This window comes from Pseudoroseomonas ludipueritiae (assembly GCF_014490445.1).
GTDB classification, from domain to species: Bacteria; Pseudomonadota; Alphaproteobacteria; order Acetobacterales; family Acetobacteraceae; genus Pseudoroseomonas; species Pseudoroseomonas ludipueritiae.
This window is the reverse complement of the sequence record NZ_JACTUZ010000035.1, coordinates 1-16,694: the sequence shown is the minus strand read 5'-3', so window position 1 is coordinate 16,694 and position 16,694 is coordinate 1. Positions and strand designations below refer to the sequence as shown.

The 16,694-nt window shown below is 67.9% G+C and carries 21 protein-coding genes and 1 pseudogene; 7 read left to right on the top strand and 15 right to left on the bottom strand.

All coding sequences use genetic code 11. The features are described 5' to 3' along the window. Positions 1 to 11 precede the first annotated feature (11 nt). The gene (locus IBL25_RS10370) at positions 12 to 242 is read right to left on the bottom strand and encodes a hypothetical protein (RefSeq protein ID WP_187778475.1); all 231 of its coding nucleotides are present in this window, start codon (positions 240 to 242) and stop codon (positions 12 to 14) included. Between the two features lie 832 nt (positions 243 to 1,074). Here IBL25_RS10370 and IBL25_RS10365 point away from each other — a divergent pair. Further along, positions 1,075 to 2,034: a replication initiator protein A gene (locus tag IBL25_RS10365; protein WP_187778474.1), complete on the top strand. Its 960-nt coding sequence runs from the start codon at positions 1,075 to 1,077 to the stop codon at positions 2,032 to 2,034. Positions 2,035 to 2,089: 55 nt separating this feature from the next. Here the strand turns inward: IBL25_RS10365 and IBL25_RS10360 are convergent, their stop codons facing one another. The 6 genes from IBL25_RS10360 to IBL25_RS10335 all read right to left on the bottom strand — a co-directional run bounded on the left by IBL25_RS10360 (position 2,090) and on the right by IBL25_RS10335 (position 5,386). Next, the gene (locus IBL25_RS10360) at positions 2,090 to 2,308 is read right to left on the bottom strand and encodes a helix-turn-helix domain-containing protein (protein ID WP_187778473.1); all 219 of its coding nucleotides are present in this window, start codon (positions 2,306 to 2,308) and stop codon (positions 2,090 to 2,092) included. An 11-nt stretch (positions 2,309 to 2,319) separates the two neighbouring features. Then, positions 2,320 to 2,568: a hypothetical protein gene (locus IBL25_RS10355; RefSeq protein ID WP_187778472.1), complete on the bottom strand. Its 249-nt coding sequence runs from the start codon at positions 2,566 to 2,568 to the stop codon at positions 2,320 to 2,322. Between the two features lie 32 nt (positions 2,569 to 2,600). After that, on the bottom strand, positions 2,601 to 3,461 hold the full coding sequence (minD, locus tag IBL25_RS10350; RefSeq protein ID WP_187778471.1) for a septum site-determining protein MinD: 861 nt from the start codon (positions 3,459 to 3,461) through the stop codon (positions 2,601 to 2,603). Between the two features lie 41 nt (positions 3,462 to 3,502). Further along, complete coding sequence (minC, locus tag IBL25_RS10345) at positions 3,503 to 4,213, bottom strand: septum site-determining protein MinC (RefSeq protein ID WP_187778470.1); 711 nt, start codon at positions 4,211 to 4,213, stop codon at positions 3,503 to 3,505. A 118-nt stretch (positions 4,214 to 4,331) separates the two neighbouring features. Further along, positions 4,332 to 5,027, bottom strand: coding sequence for a hypothetical protein (locus tag IBL25_RS10340; protein WP_187778469.1), 696 nt, complete (start codon positions 5,025 to 5,027; stop codon positions 4,332 to 4,334). After that, positions 5,024 to 5,386: a hypothetical protein gene (locus tag IBL25_RS10335; RefSeq protein ID WP_187778468.1), complete on the bottom strand. Its 363-nt coding sequence runs from the start codon at positions 5,384 to 5,386 to the stop codon at positions 5,024 to 5,026. The genes IBL25_RS10340 and IBL25_RS10335 overlap by 4 nt, the downstream gene beginning before the upstream one ends. Before the next feature lie 140 nt (positions 5,387 to 5,526). Between IBL25_RS10335 and IBL25_RS10330 the strand changes: the two genes are divergently transcribed. The 5 genes from IBL25_RS10330 (at position 5,527) to IBL25_RS10310 (ending at position 10,283) form a co-directional block, all read left to right on the top strand. Further along, positions 5,527 to 6,777 (top strand): hypothetical protein, encoded by a 1,251-nt coding sequence (locus IBL25_RS10330; RefSeq protein WP_187778467.1) that lies wholly within the window; start codon positions 5,527 to 5,529, stop codon positions 6,775 to 6,777. A 96-nt stretch (positions 6,778 to 6,873) separates the two neighbouring features. Then, complete coding sequence (locus IBL25_RS10325) at positions 6,874 to 7,236, top strand: response regulator (protein WP_120639343.1); 363 nt, start codon at positions 6,874 to 6,876, stop codon at positions 7,234 to 7,236. A gap of 77 nt (positions 7,237 to 7,313) precedes the next feature. After that, entirely contained in the window at positions 7,314 to 7,904 is a 591-nt protein-coding gene (locus IBL25_RS10320; RefSeq protein ID WP_238940337.1) for a protein phosphatase CheZ, read from the top strand. 1,044 nt (positions 7,905 to 8,948) lie between these two features. After that, entirely contained in the window at positions 8,949 to 9,572 is a 624-nt protein-coding gene (locus tag IBL25_RS10315; protein WP_194433669.1) for a flagellar hook-length control protein FliK, read from the top strand. A 24-nt stretch (positions 9,573 to 9,596) separates the two neighbouring features. Beyond that, positions 9,597 to 10,283 carry a flagellar hook assembly protein FlgD gene (locus tag IBL25_RS10310; protein WP_187778465.1) on the top strand — a complete coding sequence of 229 codons (687 nt, stop codon included), beginning with the start codon at positions 9,597 to 9,599 and terminating at the stop codon, positions 10,281 to 10,283. Between the two features lie 15 nt (positions 10,284 to 10,298). Here the strand turns inward: IBL25_RS10310 and IBL25_RS10305 are convergent, their stop codons facing one another. The 8 genes from IBL25_RS10305 to IBL25_RS10270 form a co-directional block, all read right to left on the bottom strand. Beyond that, complete coding sequence (locus IBL25_RS10305; protein ID WP_187778464.1) at positions 10,299 to 10,700, bottom strand: flagellar basal body-associated FliL family protein; 402 nt, start codon at positions 10,698 to 10,700, stop codon at positions 10,299 to 10,301. Positions 10,701 to 10,792: 92 nt separating this feature from the next. Next, positions 10,793 to 11,872, bottom strand: coding sequence for an EscU/YscU/HrcU family type III secretion system export apparatus switch protein (locus tag IBL25_RS10300; protein ID WP_187778463.1), 1,080 nt, complete (start codon positions 11,870 to 11,872; stop codon positions 10,793 to 10,795). Next, positions 11,872 to 12,633, bottom strand: coding sequence for a flagellar biosynthetic protein FliR (locus IBL25_RS10295; protein ID WP_187778462.1), 762 nt, complete (start codon positions 12,631 to 12,633; stop codon positions 11,872 to 11,874). Before IBL25_RS10295 ends, IBL25_RS10300 begins: the two co-directional genes overlap by 1 nt. Before the next feature lie 3 nt (positions 12,634 to 12,636). Continuing rightward, a complete protein-coding gene (flhA, locus tag IBL25_RS10290) occupies positions 12,637 to 14,700 on the bottom strand; it encodes a flagellar biosynthesis protein FlhA (protein ID WP_187778461.1) in 2,064 nt (687 codons plus the stop codon). 3 nt (positions 14,701 to 14,703) lie between these two features. Continuing rightward, positions 14,704 to 14,967, bottom strand: a complete 264-nt coding sequence (locus IBL25_RS10285) for a flagellar biosynthetic protein FliQ (protein ID WP_187778460.1) — start codon at positions 14,965 to 14,967, stop codon at positions 14,704 to 14,706. A 7-nt stretch (positions 14,968 to 14,974) separates the two neighbouring features. Further along, positions 14,975 to 15,268: a flagellar hook-basal body complex protein FliE gene (locus tag IBL25_RS10280; RefSeq protein ID WP_187778459.1), complete on the bottom strand. Its 294-nt coding sequence runs from the start codon at positions 15,266 to 15,268 to the stop codon at positions 14,975 to 14,977. 2 nt (positions 15,269 to 15,270) lie between these two features. After that, complete coding sequence (flgC, locus tag IBL25_RS10275) at positions 15,271 to 15,711, bottom strand: flagellar basal body rod protein FlgC (RefSeq protein ID WP_187778458.1); 441 nt, start codon at positions 15,709 to 15,711, stop codon at positions 15,271 to 15,273. Further along, complete coding sequence (locus IBL25_RS10270; RefSeq protein ID WP_187778457.1) at positions 15,711 to 16,115, bottom strand: flagellar basal body protein; 405 nt, start codon at positions 16,113 to 16,115, stop codon at positions 15,711 to 15,713. The genes flgC and IBL25_RS10270 overlap by 1 nt, the downstream gene beginning before the upstream one ends. Before the next feature lie 157 nt (positions 16,116 to 16,272). On the opposite strand from IBL25_RS10270, the pseudogene IBL25_RS10265 reads away from it, so the two are divergent. Next, positions 16,273 to 16,694: pseudogene (locus IBL25_RS10265) on the top strand (hypothetical protein); the annotation flags it as partial.

The window sequence follows — 16,694 nt, the reverse complement described above, 5'->3', positions numbered from 1 at the left end:
CGCTCCGTATGTCAGCGGCTGCAACGTATGCGGATGGTAATCCGACGGGCAGGGGGGGTTACGAGCTGCGACGGGCCCGTCCAGGCCGGTGCTGCGCGCCAGAAGGCCAGCAGGCCCAGGAAGCCGGCCGCGCCCAGCGTGACCGCCAGGCCGCTTCCCTCCAGCAGGGGCAGATCGGTTGCTGCCAGGAGGAGGCCGCTCACGAGAATGGCCGAGGGCCAGAAGCGGGCGATGTTCTGCATGGGAGTTCTTCCTCATCTCCGGCTTCCCCGCCGGTGACACAGATTAGAACAACCCGCCCGGTTCTCAAAGATTTTTCGCATAAGTTAGGCGGAGCTAGAGGCTGTGCCGACGGAATGGATGGAAGACCTGGGTGCGAGAGCTGCCGAACAAATGGCGTTCAGCCTGTCGGCGAAAGGACGAGGTTTGCGGCTTTCCAGAACCGAGCCGTGTCATGGGCGCTTCTTTCAATAGCATTTATCAACTTTAAGTTGAGTTTCTCCTCTGAAGCTATTGGTGTCACTCGTCCTTTTGCCGACACCTCTTTCACGGCCTCCTCGTCCAGGCCTGTTCACCCTCCACTGCTCCTCTTCAGCCACTCTTCCATCGCCGTCCGAGTCTTCAGGAAGAGTGTTGAAGGGTTTCAAGAGTCAGGAGGTAACAAGGTTATGGTCCTGAAATTTCCCCTATAAATCAGAAGTTTGATGGATTTCCTGTCGCCGTCACGACGGGTTCATGTCGGCTTCACGCCGAGTCATGGTCGGCTCCAGGACGAGTCCACGTCTGGCAAAGGCCGAGTCTATGTCGGCGTGGCGACGAGGAGCCTCGGCGGTGTCGGCGTCACGACGAGGACGGCTTCTGTGGATAACTGAAATGGCTAGGCGGAGGCTGCGAACAAGCCATGTGTCGGCGTGGCGACGAGATAGCGTCGGCGTCACGACGAAAGGACCTGCGGAAAAGCTCGTCGTGACGCCGACACCCTGCAGCCAAGGCTGGCGCCTCCGCGCTCCCTCCTGCACAAAGATGCCGTGGCGCCGCTCGCGGTGGCACAGGGGCGGCCAGGATGGCGGACGCATGGACGAGCAACAGCAGGCCTTCGAGTTCGGACCGACCGACAGCCCGCTGGTGGGCAAGGTCAAGGGTGACCGCAACACCATGCGCTTCAACTTCTTCTCGCTGCGGCGGGAGAAGGAGACGGAGCTGCCCCGTTACGACGACGGCAAGACCTGGATCGAGGTGGTCGGCACCAAGCATGGCGTCGCCTCGATCTGGGACAAGGAGCTGCTGGTCTATTCAGCCTCGCTGCTGGCCGACAAGATCAACCGGGGCGAGAGGCCGCAGCCCCGCATCACCTTCACCGCGCATGATTTCTTTCTGACCACCGGCAGCACGCCCGGTGGCTCCGCTTATGAGCGGCTGGAGGAATCCCTGGCGCGGCTGAAATCCACCTTCATCCGCACCAATATCGAAACGGGCGGGGAAGGTGAGGACCGCGGCTTCGGCTGGCTCGACGAGTACAAGATCCTTTACCGCCGCGGCAAGGATGGCCAGAAGCACATGCGGGCGGTGGAGCTGACGCTTTGCGCCTGGCTGTTCCGGGCCATTGTGCAGGACAAGCATTTCCTGACCTATAGCCCGAAGTATTTCGAGCTGCCGCCGGTGGCCAAGCGCCTCTACGAGATTGCGCGCAGCGGCCCGCCCGGCGGCTTCCGCATGAACCTGAGCAAGCTGCGGAACCGGGTCGGCACCACGCAGGATCTGCGGCGTTTCAAGGCCGAGCTGGCGGCCTACGCCACGCATAAGCGGAGCCTGCCCGACTACGGCATCGCGCTGATCGACCCGCGCCTGCGCCGGGCGCTGGACAAGGGCTTTCCCAAGCCTGCCGGGCAGACGCCGCTGAAGGCCTGGATGGTGGCTTTCTATCCCACCACCAATGTCAACAACGTCCAGCCGCTGGAGAGCATGCCCATGCTGGAGGAAGACGAGCCCGACCCGGTGGAAGCCGGCGATACCCCTCTGCTGCCCGCGGCCTAGTGGCGCCGGGGGCGGACTTGCCGCCTCCCGGCAAGCTTTGCGGCGAAGTGGGCGGCTAGGGCCGCTGCACCCCGACGGACCCATCCCGGCGAAACACCGCGCCGTGTTGCACCAGGATATCCTGCACCTTGGCGAGGGTGCGGCTGGTGACATTTCCCTCGCTCTCGATGCGGCTGAGCGTATTGACCGAGATGCCGGCCGCCGCCGCCAGGTCCCGCAGCGTCATCCCGACCGCCGCGCGAGCCATGCGGCACTGCGAGGCGGTGATCAGCATGGCCACGGTCTTCAGCGTCCCGGCGTGAGATCGATCTCGATCTCCCGCACCTCCAGCGCCGGCGAGGTGCCGAGGCGTACGCGCACCTGGCCGCCACGCGCCAGGCGGCGGATCTCGCGCAGGCAGGCATCCTGAATACGTTGCGCGATATCATCTCCGAAATTCGCAACGCGGTCGCGGCTGACCTGCGCGCGCAGCCGGGCGGCAGCCAGGCCGGCCGTGCCGCGGCGGTGATGGATCAGGCTGATAAGGGCGGCCATGGAAGGGTTTCCCGGAAGCTGAAGTGCAAGGATCAGGCGTGGCGGAACAGGCGGCGCAGCAGGCCGCGCTGCGCCGTCTCGGCCAGCGTGGACAGGAAGCCGATGGGCTGGGCCAGGCGGCTACCCGCGGCGAGGCTGTGGCGCGTCTCGGCCAGGAAGCGGTGGGCGGCGGCGCGATAAGCGCGGCCGGCCTCTGTACCGGTCTCCAGGCTCACCGGCCGCCCGGCATTGGAGGCGCGGAGCACCGCCGGGCTTTCCGGCACCACCCCCAGCAGCGGCATGGCGAGGATGTCCTGGATGGCGGGCAGGGAGAGCATCTCGCCACGCTTCACCCGTTCCTCGTTGTGGCGGGTGACGAGCAGATGCTCCCGCACCGGCGCCAGGCCAGATTGGGCACGGCGGGAGCGGGCGGCGATATAGCCCATGATGCGGTCGGCATCCCGTACCGAGGTCACCTCGGGATTGCAGACCACGATGGCATGGTCGGCATGGTGCAGCGCCATCATGGCGCCATGCTCGATGCCGGCGGGACTGTCGCAAAGGATATAGTCAAAGGCCGGCGAAAGCAGGTTCATCACATGGTCGATGGCCTCGGGCGTCATCGCCTCCTTGTCCGCCGTCTGGGAGGTGGCGAGGAGCTGGAGATTGGGCACCCTTTTGTCCCGCACCAACGCCTGGGACAGGTTGGCGGTGCCATGGGCGACATGGAGGAAGTCATAGACCACGCGCTTCTCCACCCCCATCACGAGGTCGAGGTTCCTGAGGCCCATGTCGAAATCCACCACGCAGACGCGGTGGCCTTCCAGCGCCAGCGCGGCACCGAAGGCGGCGGTGGTGGTCGTCTTGCCGACGCCACCCTTGCCGGAAGTGATGGTGATAACGGTTGCGGACATCGGGCTTCTCCCTGAGGTCGGTGGCTTGGGCAGGATCGGGGTCAGGGCAGGGGGGCGAAGCGCAGCGCGCCTTCGTCCAGGCTGACCTGGGCCGGGCGCTTGGCCCAGCCAGGGGGAAAGTCCTCGGCACCGAGGTAAAGCCCGGCGATCGAGATCATCTCCGCATCGAATATTTTCGCAAAGATGCGGGCGGAAGGATCGTCGCCGAGCCCGGCGCTGGCGGCGCCACGCAGGGCGCCATAGACATGGATGCAGCCGTCCGCCAGCAGCTGCGCGCCAGGCGAGACGGAATGCAGCACGATCAGATCGGCCTCGGCGGCATAGATGCGCTGGCCGGAGCGTACCGGCTCCTGCACGATCACCGGCGGGCGGCGGATGCGCTCGGCGGAAAGGTTCTGGCGCGGCTCGGCGTCCAGCACACGGCCGAGGCCGCTGGCCAGCGCTGCCTGTTCCACCTCAAAGGTGCCGGCGCAGAAGGCGGCGGGTACCAGCCCGCGTTGGCGCAGCAGCGCCACGGCCTCCGCCACCCGCGGCGCGGAAGCGGCGGGCAGGGCTGTCAGGTCCAGGATGGCGGGTGCGTGGCGGAACAGCCCTGCCATGGCCGCCAAGCGGGCCGAAAGCGCCCGGTCCAGTTCCTGCACCGCCACATCCGCGATCTCAACCGTCAGGAAGGGATGCACCCGCCCACGCAGCCTTAGCGGCGATTCGCCGGCCTGGCGCGTCGTGGCTGAAGAGGCCAGGGGTGTTGTCATAGGCAGAACCGCCTTCTGTCGGTTTCCTGGCGAGTTTCGCATGACGCCAGGCTGGAGCCATCCGCCTGTTGCGGACCTGAACGGGCTTACGGGTATTGGATATTTTTCGCAAGATAAATCATGCGCTATGCAGCAGCCGTGATGCGGTTGCCGTGGTCAGGCCATCCAGCCAGGCCAGTGCCTCCGTCATCCAGAGCCGGAACAGGGCCTGCCCGTCACGGAAAGGCCCATCCAATCGCGCCTGCGCTACGGGTAGGCACTCGCCGCGCAACTGCGCCAGGGCCAGACGGCGCAACTGGGCGCGCAGAATGGCTTCCTCCTCCTGCTCCGGCACAGGCAGGCCGGCGGCCTCCCGGAAGGCAGCGGGGCTGCAGCGCGGCAGGCCATCCTCTTCCGGCAAGGGGCCGAGCGGGCGCAGCCGTGTTCCATCCCAGGCCAGCAGGCGCAGGTCGTGCCGCGCCATGCCCGGTGGCACGATAAAGCCCGGCACCGCCCCTGGCTGCAGCGCCAGCAGGCCGCCAAGCCAGTCCAATCCCGCCGAAAGCAGCGCCGGGCAGGGCGGCAGGCTGGCGGAGACCAGCAGGCGCGCCTCGCCTGCCGCTTCCTGAATGATGCGGGAGCCCCGGGTGGCATGGTCCAGGCTCTCGCCCGTCAACAGGCTGGCGGCATCAGGGTGCCGGAACACGGGATGCGCAGGCGGCTGCTGCGGCAGGCAGCCGCCCAGCAAAGCCACCAGGGCCTTCGCTTCCGGCATCGGCAGCGGGTGGCGCAGCGGCGCATCCAACTCCAGCCGCGCTTCGCGAAGGGCGGTCATGAGCCTGCCGCCTCCCGCGCCGCCAGCCGCAGCCGGCGCTCCGCCGCCGCCAACGCCGCCTCCACTCCCAGCCGGTCCGCCGCCACGCTGTGGCGATGCAGTGCCAGCGGCGGTTCGTCATGCGGGTCGTCCTCGATCAGCACGACTTCCGCCGGCTGGTCGGCCTGCACGGTGCCGAAGAGCCCCTCCCGGTATTGCACCACCACGCGCGGCAGGGTGGCCGGGCGCAGCAGCTCTTCCAGCTGCGCCAGCGCCTGTTCGAATTCTTCCTCGCTCCCCTCGGCCTGCACCAGGTCGAGGATCTCGCGACCGTCCCGGACAAGGCTGGCCTCGCCGGGGCCGCGACGGTTGATCTCCATCCGGCTTCTCCTGAAGTGACAACAACCGCCGCTGGTGGTGCCATGCCGCAGGATGTTCATCAACTGTTTTTCGCATAACCGGCCGTTGACGGCGGATGGTTCGGGCGGAGAATGGCTTTCTTCCCTTCGATTGTCCGCCCATGCCGCACCCGAGTTTGCAGGATGGCCCGCTTGCCCGGGTCGGCACCTATGACCTGACCACCCCGGCCGGCCTGGCCTTGTTGCGCCGCTTCGATGCGCAGTTCCACCGCCTGCCGCCGGCCTCGCGCGAGGTGGCGCTGGCGGAGCTGCAATTGGTGCTGCCGCTGGCGGAGCGGGCCGAGGGCCTGCTGGTGCTGCCCGGCGGTGCCCTGGCCTGGCGTGAGGGTGGGACGATTCTCCTGCCCGATCCCGGTTCCGCCACCGGCGTCACGCAATCTGCCCTTCTCCGGCAGGCGGTGTTGCCGGCGGAGGGGCTGACGATTGGCCATGGAGCGGAAGGCCTGTGCATCGCCGGAACGGCAGGCCGCGGCCCGCAATCCGCCACCGTGCTGCCCCGTGCCTCGGTATTGGCACCCTTGCTGCCGGCGCTGGCGGAATGGCGCGGGCCTGCGGTGATCCACTGGCACGGCCAGGGCGCCGTGGTCTGGGAGATGGTGCCGGCGCCAGCGCCGCTCGCCCTGGCCGTCAGCCTCGCCGGCGAGCCTCTGGCCCCCGGCGCCGCCTTGCCGCGTTTTCTCTGGGCCATGGCGGGCGCGGACGAGACCTATCAGTTGCTCGCCTCCGGCCTTTCCGCGCATCTCGACGAGGTATTGGCCAGCGAGATCAGCGACGCGCTGCGCTTTGCCCTGGTGGCGCAATGGACCGACGGAGGGGAGAGCCTCGCCAGCCGCCTCGCCGATGGATTGGCCCTGCTGCCCAGCGCCTTCACGGCCGATGTGGCGGAGCCCGCGGGGCTCGCGATGCTGGCCGCCTGGCCCCGCATGATGTCCAGGCTGCAGCCCGCGCAGGCGCTGATCGGCATTGCTGCCGCCGAGGCCGGCAGCCGCTGGGATGCCGCGCTGCGCCAGTCCTTCCTGGCCGCCCTGCGGGAAACGCTGCCCGCTGGCACGTGCCTGCTGGCCGAGGCGCCCCGCGTGGAACCAGCCCCTCTGGAGAGCTTGGCGGCCGACCGGCTGGTCCGCGGCACCGCGCCCGCCTTCGCGGCGCTGGCGCCCCTGGCGCTGGAGGAAAGGCCGGCAGCCCGGCTGCGGCAGGTGAATCTCCTGGCGCTGCGGCTTGGGGTGCCGGTGCTGCTGGCGGTGCCGGACTGGGGCCTGTGCCACCTGCTGGACCCGGCGGGCTCGTCGGGCTGCGGCAATGGCATGGGTTATGGCCTGGGGGCCGCCCTCGAACTCTTCGAGGACGGCTGAAGCCGCCGCTGCGGCATGAGGCACAAAGAAGTCTTGCGAAAAATTCCTGGGTGCGGAATGCTACCACGGCCGCTCGCATCAAAAGGGGACACGCGCGTGAAGATCTTGGTGGTGGACGATTACCCGACGATGCGCCGCATCGTGCGAAATCTCTTGGATCAGATCGGCTTCAAGGACGTGGAGGAAGCCGGAAACGGGGCCGAGGCGCTGGAGAAGATCAAGGTCTCCCGCTACGACATGGTGATCTCGGACTGGAACATGGAGCCGATGACCGGGCTGGAACTGCTGAAGCATGTCCGTGCCGACGCGGCCCTGGCCAAGACGCCTTTCATCATGGTGACCGCTGAAAGCAAGACGGAGAATGTGATCGCCGCCAAGCAGGCGGGCGCCTCGCAATACATCGTCAAGCCTTTCACGGCGGAAACACTGAAGGCGAAAATCGCCTCCGTCGTGAACTGAGGGAGGCCGCGGTGACCGTGGCTTTCGCCGGGGCCTCCGCCGGATCGGCTTCGGGACCGGCAACCCCCCAGCAGGGGTTGGCCCGCATTGCCGGCCATGTCGCCGCGATTTCCGGCGAGGTCGATCGGCTGCTCGGCCTGCCTTTCGGCGCTGCCGACGAGAATGATACCCTCGCCCGCGCGATCGCCGAGATGCGCAGCATGTCGAAGCTGTTGGCGGAAACGCGGGCGGAGATCGTCGGCTTGGCGCCGCCACCTACCGGCCTCGGCGACACGCTGGACGCGGTGGTGGCGGAAACCGAGCAGGCCGCCATGGAGATCATGCGGCAGGCGGAGCGCGCCCAGGCGGCGGCGAAGCGGCTGCATGATGGCACATCCACCGAGACTGCGGCCGATCTGGCCGAGGTGGATGACGCCGCGACCTGCATCCTGATGGCCTGTGCCTTCCAGGACATCACCGGCCAGCGCATCCGCAAGGTGCTGTCGGCGATGCGCCATGTGGAAAGCCGCATCGCCACCCTGGTGGCACTGATGGGCATCCGCCAGGAGGAAGCGCCGCAGCGCCCGGATGGCGCCGCCCCCGGCACCGAGGCCGCGCTGCTGAATGGCCCCAGTTCCAGCGCCGAAGGCGGACTGGGCCAGAACGCGGTGGACGACCTGTTCAACTGATGCGCCGGCCACCTCCACCCGTGAGGGGAGGTGGCCGGCCGGATTCCAGCCAGGAAGAATCTCATGGCGCTTTCGGTCGGCACTGACCTGGCGGCCCTGCTGACGGCGGCCCCGCCGGATGCGGGTTCCCGCCGCGCGGCTGCATCCCCCGCAACCATGCCAATGGCTTTGACGCAGGATTTTGCGGGGCTGCTGGCGAGCCTTGGGGAGGATGGCACGCCAGCCGATCCGGCCCCGGCCTCGCGCCAATCGTCTGCGGCGCCATCGGCACAGCGGCCATCCGGCCCTGTCGGAATGGCGACGGAATGGCCCTGGGCCAGCCTGGCTGCCGCGGCCGAGGAAGCGGCGGCACTGGCCGGGCAGTTCCAGCGCCCATCCGTCGATACCGCGATGCCGGCCGAGGATGCCGCCCCGCCCGAGCCGGCAGGAGCGGCCGAGGCCGTGGAGCCGATGCCGCCGCCGGTTGCCGTCATGGTGGCGCAGGCGGTGGTTCCTCCGCTGCCTCTTCTTCCGCCGGCGCAGCCCGCTTACAGGCCAGCCGCGGGACCCTTGGCCCAGCCCGCCGCCTCTGCGGCGCCAGGAGCGGCGGACGATCCGCCCGCATTGGCGGAACCTGCCGCTCAACCTGGCTTCCAGCTGCCGCGCCGGCCCCTGCCCGAGGAAGGGGCGGCAGTTCCGCAACCCACGGTCAGCACATCGCCAGACCCTGCCAAAGGGCGTGACGCCATGGTGCTGGGCATGATGGGCCAGCAGACAGATCGTTCTGCTCCAGCCGGCGTGGCGATGCCGCAACCTGTTGCCAGCCCGCCTGTGGCGGCACCCGGGCCAGTTCCAATACCGCAGAAGGCGGAAGCCGCCATGCCTGAAGACATGGCATGGGTGACAGAAGCGGCCAACGCCGCTCCGCTGCCACAACGCTGCGCGGTTGAAACACGCCGTTCAGCCAGCCAGGACATGGCTGCCTACCCATCGGTATCCGCTCGGGTCCCCGGCACCGGCCATCCACCCCTTCTTCCCGTTGAGCCTGTTGGTCCCCAGGACGCCATGGCATCGGACGAGGCAGCGGAAGCCCCACCCATCCTGCCACAGCCAGGCCGTGCAACGCCTGCCGCTGAAGTCGTGGCGCGGGTGGAGCCGGAGTTCGAAGCGGCACCGGTTGCCAGGGATGCCATGCCCGCGCCAATCCTGGCCCCCGCTTCGCCGGAACCGCGTGTGGACGCCCCGCGCCAAGCCTCCTCCCCGAGCCTGGCGCCACGGCCGCACCTGCCGCCGGAGGCCGGGCAGCAACTGGCCCTGCGCGTGGTCACGGCGGCGGCGAACCGGGTGGAAAGCGTCTCAGTGGATCTGCGGCCGCCGGAACTGGGCCGGGTCGAGCTGCGGCTCACCTTCCAGGACGGAACCGTGCAGGTTTCCATGGCGGCCGAGCGTGGCGATACCTTCGAGGCTCTGCGCCAGGACCGCACCCATCTGGAGCAGCAGATGCAACAGGCCGGGCTTCAGTTGAGCAGCGGCGGCCTGGACCTGCAGCATGGCCATCTGCCGCGCGAGGCGCCGGAGCCGCCACGTCCGACCCCGCCCGCCCAGGCCGAAGGCCTGGAGGTAGCGGAGGATGAAACACCGGCACCCCGGCGGCCTCCTTCCGACAGCCTGATCGACCTCATCGCCTGAAGAGCCCCCAAAGGACATCCAGCCATGGTCACCAGCACCAGCGCCATTGGCGCGGCCACCGGCACCGCCAGCACGGCCGTGCCCACCACCAGCCTCAGCAGCAGCAGCCAGGACTTCGACCGTTTCCTGAAACTGCTGACGGCGCAGATGAAGTACCAGGACCCGATGCAGCCGACGGACCCGACGCAATTCGTGGCGCAGCTCGCCCAGTTCTCCCAGGTGGAACAGCAGACCAAGAGCAACACCCTGCTGCAATCGATCCTGGAGCAGGTCAGCGGCGCCGGCAGCCTCTCCCAGAACGCGGCGTTGATCGGCAAGAGCGTGCAGACCCATGTCAGCAACATCACCCTGCCCAGCAGCGGCAATGCCGCGGCGGTGACGGTGAATATCTCCAGCGCCAGCACGCTGAAGAACGTCCGCATCGAGGTGCTGGACAGCGGCGGCAATGTGGCGCGCTCCGTGTCGGCGGCGAAGGGCGAGACCACCTTCACCTTCGATGGCAGGGATGGCACCGGCGTCCGTATGCCCGCTGGCAGCTATGCCCTGCGCGTGGTGGGCGAGGATGCCAACAACACGCGCCAAAGTGCGGGCACGATCAGCAGCGCCGGCAAGATCACCGAGGTGCGCCGCGATACCGCCGGGAGCTTCGTCCTGGCTCTGGAGAATGGCAACACCGTCTCGCTGGACGACATCGCCCGCCTGACTCAGTGAGGTTCCGCCCGCCGCCTAGCTGTGCAGGAGGCGGGTGATCACCACGTCGCGCAGGCCTTCCTCGCGCACCTGTGCCAAGCTGTCGTAAAGGCTGTCGCGCAGCAGCGCCGGGTCGGTCTGGCCCGCTCGCAGCTCATTGCGTTCCGACATGGACATCAGCTTGCGCAGCACTGCCTGGCGCAGCAGCGGCGAGACATCCTTGAAACCCTGCATCTCGGCGCTCCTGGTCTCCAGCGTCACCGAGACAACCACATAGCTCATGCGCCGGCCGCTGCTGGGCAGGTTCACCGTGAAGTCGCCGAGAGCCAGGAAGTCGTATTCCTTCTTCTGGGCTTCGGCCGCCAGACCAGGAGTGGCCAGCAACACGGCGCCGGCGAAGCCGCCCAGAAGGGTGCGGCGGGACTGTGGTCTCGGCATGGAACACTCCGGCTTTGAAGAGAACCGGAATTTCGCAAGTGGTGCCGGCATCGGTCAATCGAATTGTCTCATTTTTTGTGTCTCGTGCTGATTTATGATGGCGCCTTCGCCAGCCGCTGCTGCGCCCAGACAATGCCGATGACCTTGGCCACCGCTTCGAAATGCGCCGGCGGAATGGTCCCGCCCAGCTCCACAGAGGCATAGAGCGCCCGCGCCAGCGGCTTGTCCTCCACCACCGCCACACCGGAAGCCTCCGCCAGGGCACGGATGCGCAGTGCCAGCGCATCCACGCCCTTCGCGACGCAGACCGGCGCATTGTCCTGGCCACGTTCATAGCGCAGGGCCACGGCAAAATGGGTCGGGTTGGCCAGCACCACCGTCGCGGTGGGCACATCGGCCATCATGCGCCGCTGCGAACCCTGGCGCTGCTTCTTGCGCCGCGCCGCCTTGATATGCGGGTCGCCCTCGGTGGAGCGCATTTCTTCCCGCATTTCCTGCAAGGTCATGCGCTGGCGCCGCGCGTATTCGAAGCGCTGGAAGCCGATATCGACCACGGCCACCACCGCAGCCACCAGTGTCATGGCCCCCAGCGCGACGACGAGCATATGAAAGATGATCGGCGGCAGGGCGGCAGGATCGAGCGTGGCCATGCCGGCGCTGTCGTCGTAGAACCGGCGGCCGACCACCCAGCAGGCCAGGCTCACAACAGCGGCCTTCAGCAGGTTCTTGCCGAATTCAAACAAGGCCTTCAGCCCGAAGATACGCTTCAGGCCCGCCATGGGCGAGACATGCGAGAGTTTGGGCCGCAGCCGCTCGCCGGAGAAGACCACCGTGTTCTGCAGCAGATGCGGCAGCAGCGCGCCCACAATCAGCAATCCAAAGACCGGCAGCAGCGCCACGGCGACAGCCTGCATGACAGCATAGCCGGCCGCGCGGTAGCCCAGCTCGTTCAGCTCCAGGAAAGCCCCGGGCTGCTCGATCAGCGGCAGCAGGACTTCGCTGATGCGCTGCATGGCCAGGCTGCCGGCCAGGCCGATGGCCAGAAGCATGGCGGCGTAAAGCCCGAAGGCGGAACCCTCGCGGGAGGCGGGAACATCGCCCTTCTGCCGCGCCTGCTCCAGTTTGCGCGGCGAGGCGTCGAGGGTTTTCTCCTGGCCGCTCTCCTCCGACATCAGTGGAGAACAACAAACACCTCGGCATAGGCGCCGAGGATCTCATGGAGAATGCCGGGCGACACCAGCGCCAGCAACTGCAGCCCGGCCATCAGCAGTGCCGGAGCGCCGATCATGAAAACCGGCATGGCGGGCATGGCGCGGTTGATGCCCGCCATGGCCAGATTGAAGAGCATGGCCAGCACCAGGAAGGGCATGGCGAATTGCATGGCAAGGCGGAAGGCGCGCGCCGCCATCTCCGTCGCCACCTGGGCCGAGGCCGCCAGCGGCGGCGGCGCCCCCAGTGGCACCATGGCATAACTCTCCGCCAGGGCCCGTAACCCGCTGTGATGGCCTTCCAGGGTGAAGAGCGCCGCCAGTCCGCCGGCGTAAAGCGCCGCGCCCACCACCGCGGCATTGTCATTGCCCACGCCAAAGACGAAGGCATTGCTGAGGCCGATATTCTGCCCAATGATCTGCCCCGCCGTCTGCACGGCAGACAGCAGCAGGCGCGCCAGGGTGCCCAGGAGGGTGCCGGTGGTGACCTCCAGCACCATGGCGCCGAGAATGCTCCAGACGCCCGGCACAGGTGTCGCCGGCCCCGCCAGTGGCGCGATGCAAAGGGCGGCGGCGAGCCCGGCCAGCAGCCGCACGCGCACCGGCACCGCATGCTCGCTCAGCCCGGGCAGCAGCATGAAGGCGGCCGAGACGCGGCAGAAGACCAGCGCCAACCGGTAGATCTCGGCTGGCAGCCAGGTGGCCAGGGGCAGGGCGGTGTCCATGCCTCAGATCTGGCCCACCGTGCGCAGCTTGGCGCGCTGATGCACCTCGGCATGGGAGATGACGGCGATGGTCGGGTTGATGCGTTCCACCAGGTGCCGCACGAAAGGCCGCACCTGGGCCGAGGTCAGCACCGCCGGCCAATCGCCCCGCGCGGCTGCCTCGGCGATGCGGGTGCGGGTGGCGGTGACCAGTTCCTGAATCTTGCTGGGCGCCATGGCGAAGGAGCGGTGGTCGCCTTCCTCATGGATCGCGGTGCTGACCTCCTGCTCCCATTCCGGCGACAGAAGAATGGCGGTGATATAGCCATCCTCCTGCGCCAGGCCGCGGCAGATCTGCAGCGAAAGGCGCTGGCGCACATGTTCCGTCAGCACCGAGACATTGCGGGTGAAGCCCGCCGCCTCATGCAAGGCTTCCAGCACCAGCGGCAGGTTGCGGATGGACACCCGCTCCGCCAGCAGCGTGGCCAGCACCTTCTGCACCGTCGCCAGCGGCAGAATGGCGGGGATCAGGTCAGCAACCAGCTTCTGCTGCTCCTTCTCCAATCCATCCAGCAGCTTCTGGGTCGCGGCATAGCCCTGCAGCTGCGCCATATAGCCCTTCAGGACTTCCGAGAGATGCGTGGTCAGCACCGTCTCGGCATCCACCACCGTCAGGCCCTGGGCCATGGCGGCCTCGCGCAGATGCGGCTCGATCCAGCGGGCGCGGATCTTGAAGGAAGGCTCATGGGTGTCGATGCCGGGCACCGCGATCTCCTGGCCGCCGGGGGCGAAAACCAGCACGCGGCCCAGCATCAGCGTCTCCCGCGCCACTTCCACGCCCTGGACCTGCACCGAATATTCGCCGGAGCCGAGGTCCATGTTGTCCTTGATGCGGACGGCCGGAAGAATGAAGCCGAATTCCAGGCCAAAGGCGCGGCGCAGCTTCTTGATCTTGTCCGTCAGGCTGCCCTGGCGGCCGGAGGTGAGGGAGACCAGGCCCATGCCGAGTTCCAGCCGCACGTCATCCACGCGGATCAGCTCAGCCATGGATTCCTCGCGCGGCGCGGCGTCGGGTTCGGGTTCGCCAGCAGCGGCCGCGGCGGCGCGGCGCTCCACGGCACGATGGGCGAACCAGCCGCCGCCGGCAGCGATGCCCGCCAATGCCATGAAAGGCAGGAAGGGCAGGCCCGGCAGCACGGCGAACAACATGGAAAGGCCGGCTGCCAGGTAAAGCGGCTTCGGCTGGGCGCCCAACTGGCTGATGAAGGCCTTGTCCGTGGAGCCGCGCACGCTGCCCTTGGAGACCAGCATGCCGGCGCCCACCGAGACGATCAGCCCGGGGATCTGCGAGACAATGCCGTCGCCGATGGCCAGTGTGACGTAGTTGCCGGCGGCTGTCTGCAAATCCAGCCCATGCCGCAGCGTGCCGACAACAATGCCGCCCAGCACATTGACCACGGTGACGATGATGGAGGCGATGGCATCGCCACGGACGAATTTCGAGGCGCCGTCCATGGCGCCGAAGAAGGAGTTCTCGTCCTCCAGCTCCCGCCGCCGGCGCTTCGATTCGGCATCGTCGATGGTGCCAGCGGCCAGATCGGCATCGATCGCCATCTGCTTGCCCGGCATGGCATCCAGGCTGAAGCGGGCGGCGACCTCCGCGATGCGGCTGGCACCCTTGGTGACGACGATGAAGTTCACCACGATCAGGATGGCGAAGACGATCACGCCGATAATGAAGTCGCCGCCGACGATGAAGCCGGCAAAGCCGTGGATGACGCTGCCGGCCGCATCCAGCCCCTTATGGCCATTGGCCAGGATCAGCCGCGTGGTGGCCAGGTTCAGCGCCAGGCGCAGCAGCGTCGCCACCAGCAGCACGGTGGGAAAGACCGAGAAATCCAGCGGGCGCTCGATCCAGATGGCCACCATCAGGATCAGCACGGAGAGGGTGATGGAGGTGGCGAGGCCGAGATCGACCAGCCAGCTCGGCATGGGCAGCACCAGCACCGCCAGCAGCAGCACCATGGCGGCGGCGAAGAGCAGGTCCTGATGCCCGATGGTGCGGCGCAGCCGCGCGAGGAAGGCCATGGCTCAGAGCCCCACGATCATCTGCGCGATTTCTTCCGTGTAGGACTTCAGCGCCGCAAAGCCGAGCGGCAGGGAAAGCATCACCACGATCATGGTGACCACGATCTTGGGCACATAGGAGAGCGTGACTTCCTGGATCTGCGTCAGCGCCTGCAGGAAGGAGACGGCGACGCCGGTGACCAGCGCCGCCAGCAGCGGCGGCCCGGCCACGGCCATGGTGGCGAAGAAGCCGTTGCGCAGCACCTCGATGACGTCGCCCTCGTTCATCCTGCCCTCAGACCGCCATGCGCAGCACGTCGGTATAGGCACCGACCACCTTGTCCCGGAGCTGGGTCATGGTCTGCACGGTCAGTTCGGCGGCCGTGGCCGCCTGCACCACCTCCTGCACATCGGCCATGCCGGCAACGCCGCGGGCGCTGGTCACTTCCGCCTGCCGCAGCGTGGCGAGGGAGGTGCGGGCGGCCTTCCCCACCATGGAGCCGAAGTCGCCGGCCGCGGGCGCCGCGGAGGCGCCATAGGCGCGCAGGGCCGCCGAGACCGGCGCAATGGCCGGGATCGCGTTAGACATGTCTAAGACCTCAGGATGTCGAGGGTTTTGCCGTAGAGCGAGCGGGCCTGCTGCATCACCGCGATGCCGGCCTCATAGCTGCGCTGGGCGCTGCGGAGGTCCGCCTGCTCCAGCAGCGGGTCCACATTGGGCAGCTTGACATAGCCGCGCTCATCCGCGGCCGGATGTGCGGGGTCGTATTGCGTGCGGAAATCCCGCTGGTCGCCGCTGATATTGCCAGCCCGCACCAGTTCCGCCCCCGTGGCGCGGTCCATGGACTGCCGGAACGATACCAGCTTGCGCCGGTAAGGATCGCCACCCGGCACCGCGGCGGTGGATGAGGCATTGGCGATATTCTCCGCCGCGATGCGCATCCGCACCGCCTGGGTGTTCATTCCCGAGGCGGCGGTGGCCATGGACTGGGTCAGCGGCCCGCTGCCGCCGATGGGCTCGATCCGCAGCATCAGCGGCTCCCCACGGCATTGCGCAGCAGGGCGGCGCTGCGCTTGTAGACGACGGTGGCAAGGTCATAATTCTTCGCCACATCGGCCTGCTTCACCATCTGCTCCTCCAGGTCCACCGTATTGCCATCCGGGTCTTCTCCGTAAGATTTCGCACGATCGGAGATAATCGTCGTGCCGTTGCGCGTGCCAGTGATATGGCCCACCTGCGTGCCGGCCAGCCGCAATGGTGCGACACCGCCCTGGCTGCGCAGCAAAGCACTGTCGAAATGGAACGCTTTGACATCGCGCGCGCGGTAATGCGGCGTATCCGCATTGGCGATGTTCTGCGCCAGCACATTCTGGCGTGCCGCCAGCTGGTGCATGCGGGCGCCGGTGATGCGGAAAACGTCGATGCCATCGAGCATGGGCCGAACCTGCTTCTGGAGCCTGTGCCACAGCTATAGCTTCCTCCCTCCTTCGCGTCGAGAATTTTTCGCATAGACGAGGCTGCGCTTTATCGCCAGGATGCCGGCAGCTTCCGGGCCTTTCCGCAGGCCCATTGCCACAGGGCGCATGAACCGCATGGATTATTTCAGCAGCACCGGCGCGCCGCGCCCGGACACCCGCCCCGCCGCCAGCCTGGCCGACGCGCCGGCATTGCTGCGGCAATTGACGCGCCATCACCGCTGGGGGCGGCTGGCGGCGGTGCGCGGGGCCGCGCTCTCCGTGGAAGGGTTGGGCGGCGGCCTCTCGATCGGCGACCGGATGATGGTGCGCCGCCCCGGCCGGCCCGCCATCGAGGGCGAGTTCGTGGCCTTCGAGGGAAAGGCCGCCGTTGCCGTGCCCGAGGGCGGCACCGAGGGCCTCGCACCCGGCGCCCGTGTCTGGCTGGAGGAGCCCCTCAGCCTCGCGCCTTGCGACGCCTGGTTGGGCCGGGTGATCGACGGGCAGGGGCGGCCATTGGATGGCCGGGGCCCCCTGCCGGCGGGGCGCCGCGCCGTGCC